The organism is Acinetobacter sp. YH12052 (assembly GCF_013419835.1).
Lineage (GTDB): Bacteria > Pseudomonadota > Gammaproteobacteria > Pseudomonadales > Moraxellaceae > Acinetobacter > Acinetobacter amyesii.
Map to the genome: position 1 here is coordinate 1 of NZ_VOZI01000046.1, position 3,882 is coordinate 3,882.

4 protein-coding genes and 1 pseudogene are annotated in these 3,882 nt (G+C 35.2%); 4 read left to right on the forward strand and 1 reads right to left on the reverse strand.

Annotated elements, in window-relative coordinates; translation table 11 throughout:
- Both FTU06_RS16545 and FTU06_RS16550 read left to right on the forward strand, forming a co-directional pair.
- A pseudogene (locus FTU06_RS16545) lies at positions 1-633 on the forward strand (hypothetical protein); the annotation flags it as partial.
- Between the two features lie 286 nt (positions 634-919).
- Entirely contained in the window at positions 920-1,801 is an 882-nt protein-coding gene (locus FTU06_RS16550; RefSeq protein WP_180147614.1) for a replication initiation protein, read from the forward strand.
- 55 nt (positions 1,802-1,856) lie between these two features.
- On the opposite strand, the gene FTU06_RS16555 is transcribed toward FTU06_RS16550, so the two are convergent.
- Positions 1,857-2,291, reverse strand: a complete 435-nt coding sequence (locus tag FTU06_RS16555) for a hypothetical protein (protein ID WP_180147616.1) — start codon at positions 2,289-2,291, stop codon at positions 1,857-1,859.
- A 258-nt stretch (positions 2,292-2,549) separates the two neighbouring features.
- On the opposite strand from FTU06_RS16555, the gene mobC reads away from it, so the two are divergent.
- Both mobC and FTU06_RS16565 read left to right on the forward strand, forming a co-directional pair.
- Positions 2,550-2,876 carry a plasmid mobilization relaxosome protein MobC gene (mobC, locus tag FTU06_RS16560; RefSeq protein ID WP_104490848.1) on the forward strand — a complete coding sequence of 109 codons (327 nt, stop codon included), beginning with the start codon at positions 2,550-2,552 and terminating at the stop codon, positions 2,874-2,876.
- Positions 2,866-3,882, forward strand: a 1,017-nt coding sequence (locus FTU06_RS16565; RefSeq protein WP_180147618.1) for a relaxase/mobilization nuclease domain-containing protein, incomplete at its 3' end; no start/stop codon positions are given. The genes mobC and FTU06_RS16565, both read left to right, overlap by 11 nt.

Here is a 3,882-nt window from a genome sequence, read left to right on the forward strand (position 1 = left end):
GTTGGCAACACTCAACTCACAGATCGAGTACACCCAATTAGAGCAGAAAGTTTTAAAGACAGTGACGATATTGGAAAGCAAGGACAAAACAACGTATTACATCAGAGCAAACGACAGCAAGACATCGGAAGCTTATACAACCAAAAACGACAACAAGGTGCTTTCAGTAAAACCTTAAATAATCCTTTTGATAAGAATCCCTTTGATCATGCTTTAAATCGTTCAAATGATAAGGACATAGGTAATCTTTGGGACGTTGAGTATTTGTATGCAGATATAAAAAATACTCAAAAATCATCATTGAGCCAATCTCAGGCGAATAAAGCAAAGAAACCAAATACATCGGAACAAGAAGATGCCAAACGACTTTATGAATCGTTACAACGATTTATTAGACTCATTAGAGAAGCAATTGAACGAGTTAGAGCAAATAAAGAAAAATCAGACAGAGCAGATCGAGCTATTGATAACGCAGATCGAGCTATTAACGACACAGAATCAAGACTTGAGCAGACAAAATCAGCAATTGAACGATCTGAACAGCAAATTGATCGAACAAATCAAAAGCAATTAGAACGTCAGCAGATTAAGAGAGAAGATTTTGAGAAGCGAGATAGAGGATTATCTCGATGATTATATAGAACTAAACTTCTGATTATCTCGATGATTATGTTGAGTAAAAAATGGATTATCTAAATTATTATCTAGCCCAATGAGATAATAATTTTCCTTGTAAAATCAGATACTTTTAAAGAAATTTATTTTGTGTTAAATTTCTTACAGGCGAAAAAAAAGTAGGTCGGCAAACCTACTTTCTTTTCTTTGTTTAACAAATACTTAAAGCATCAGTAAACGCAAATTCGATACTTGTATTTTACCGATGTTTTAAGCATTTGCAACATATAGGACGTTGCAAACTGTGAAAAATATACAATTACAGGATTTTTTTGAAAATCTTGCTCATAAACCATACTGTGCAGATGATTTATTGTACGGTTTACAAATAAGACCGAAAAAAACGGCAATTAGTATGCAGTACATACAGGGTAATCAGCCTTGTATGATTCATTACTTCTTTTTTGATATAGATCGTGCCGAAGCTGTCATGGCTTGGCATGATGCAAATCTACCAATGCCCTATTGGACAGCACAAACACCTAAAAATGGTCATGCACATATTTGCTATAAATTAGAAATTCCATTGTGTACCAGTGAATTAGCCAGTCAAAAAGCTATTAGCTATGCAGCTAAGATACAAGCTGGACTTGCCAATAAACTTGGAGCAGACGTTGGCTACAGTCATCTCATTACGAAGAATCCATTTCATAAAGATTGGCGTGTCACTTTTTGGAGTGAACAAGCTTACACACTCGATTATTTAGCCGATTTTGTCGAGTTACCGAAGAAATTAAGCAAAAAACAGGAAGTTTCAGGGCTTGGACGTAACTGCACTATGTTCAATACCGTGCGTAAATGGGCGTATACGGCTGTTAGAGCGCATAGAGGTGGTGTTTATAATACTTGGCTAGAGGAAGTCACCAAACAGTGTTTAAGCGTAAATGAGGCGTTTTTAGAGGCATTACCGTATTCAGAAATCAAAGCTACAGCTAAGAGTATCGCTACATACTGTTGGAAAAAAGATGCCTACTGCTATCAAGAGTTTATTGATCGTCAAAGCCGTAAAGGCGCCATAGGTGGTAAGAAATCTAAAGCAGGCGGTAGACCTTCATTAGGAGAACCTTGGAAAGAATTAGGTATTAGTAGAGCTACATATTTCCGCAGAAAAAAAGAGAGTCTATAGACTCTCTTTTTGAGACTAAACAAGCCTAAATCAGATATCAGCTTTTTTTCTTCTTTTAATATCCCCCGGCTCTACAAACATAATCTAATGTGATTACTTTCATCTCTGGTTTTACATTCAACTTTTTACGTAGTCTTTCATCATCTCTATTTATATACTTTTGCCAGTTTTCTTTTGTTTTTTTGATATACATTTTATATTCAATAAATCTCGTATCTTCTTTGATCAATTCCATAAGTTCTTTTGAATTTTCTATATTTTCAAGTAAAGCAATATAATTCCGAATGACTTTTCGTTTCTCACAGATTGGTTCTAAAATTTCTATACCATTTCCTATTGTTTCTATTTCTTTATCTAACTCATTAATTTTTTCTGCGTTTAATCTTATTGCGTTCATATTTTCTATTAGAAAGTTATCTAACTCAGCTTCAGAATAAGCATGGCTTTGAATAGTTATTCCTAGAATTAAAAATAGAAGAGCTCTTTTCATTTTGATCATTAAGTTAACTGTAATGTAAACATTATATCACATTAAATTATTTTTAATTTTAAAAAAATATATAAGGGCAAGGACACACAAAGGGTACTCTAGACAAAACCTAAAGGTTTCGTTAGAGTTCCTTTTGTGCCTTGTTAGGGAAGCCTCCCTAAAACCCTCTTTCGCTTTTTTTATTGCAGGAACATGGCCAGCTTTCAGCTAGCCAGGTCCTTTATAAAAAAGCGATTCAACTCCGAAATAGAGTTAGAAATGAAACAGACAATTAAGCGAAATAAAGAAATCAAAATTCGTCTTACAGAAGAAGAACATCAAGCTTTACTTGAGCGTATGACAGGTGGTGAGCTTGCTACGTGGATGAGATCAGTTTGTTTAGATGAAAAACCGAATAAAAAAAGAAATTACAAAGTAGCGGATCCAATTCTTCTTAATGCTTTAGCTCGTATTGGTGGGAATTTGAATCAAATTGCTCGCCAAGTGAATACCGTTGAATCAGATATAGAAAAAATCAAAGCATTTGCACAATTGGCAATGATTAGAGAGCAACTTCAAGAAGTATTAGAAAACTATGATCGTTAAAATATTGGGAAACAAAGGTGGCGGCAGTGCAGGTGCAGTTATTGATTACATGCTAGGTAAAGACAAAGATCGTGATGGAGCGATTTTACTTAGTGGCGACCCTGATTTAACCGCTCGATTAGCGGACAACTTAGACTTTCAAAACCGTTATACAGTCGGTGTTTTATCTTTTGAAGAAGCAAACCTTAAAGATCAAATAAAACAAGAAATCATGCAAGATTTTGAAAAAACACTACTTGCAGGATTAGAAAGAGATCAATACGACATTACTTGGATAGAACATACGGATAAAGGGCGTTTGGAGCTTAATTTTATTATTCCAAATGTTGAATTAAGTACAGGAAAACGCTTACAGCCTTACTACGACAAAGTAGATCGTCCATTAGTTGAAAATTGGAAGCAAAAAACTAACTTTGAACATGGATTATCAGACCCTCACGCACCTGAAAAAGCTCAAGCTATTAAGACGCTTAACAGCCAAAACTTACCTCCGTCAGTTAAGGACATTAAAGAGCAAATAGGTTTGGTGATTGCTGATCAAATTGGTAAAGGGAATATTCAGGATAGAAAAGACGTTATTCAAACTTTAGAAGTAGCAGGTTTTGAAATAACAAGACAAACAGATAGATCAATCAGTATTAAGAATCCTGATGGTAAGAGGAATATACGCCTAGAGGGTACAATTTATGAAAATCGACAATTTGATCAAAAATTTGCAGAAGAACACAACAGAGCAAGAGCAGAGTATCAAGGAACAAGCAGAGAGCGTTACGCAACAGCACTTGGAAAACTACAAAGCCTTGTTGAAAGCAAGCGAGGAAGCAACAGCGAGCGTTATCAAAGAGAATTTAAGGTTGATTCATCAAGAACAATCGAAGATCAAAAACGCACTACGTTTGAATATATTTACAGGGGGAGTGCTGGGCTTTCTGATAGCATTGTTTCTATTCCTAATAGTGAGCGACATTTGGTTAGGGAAAAGCGTAGCGAGCAAGCAACAACAGTT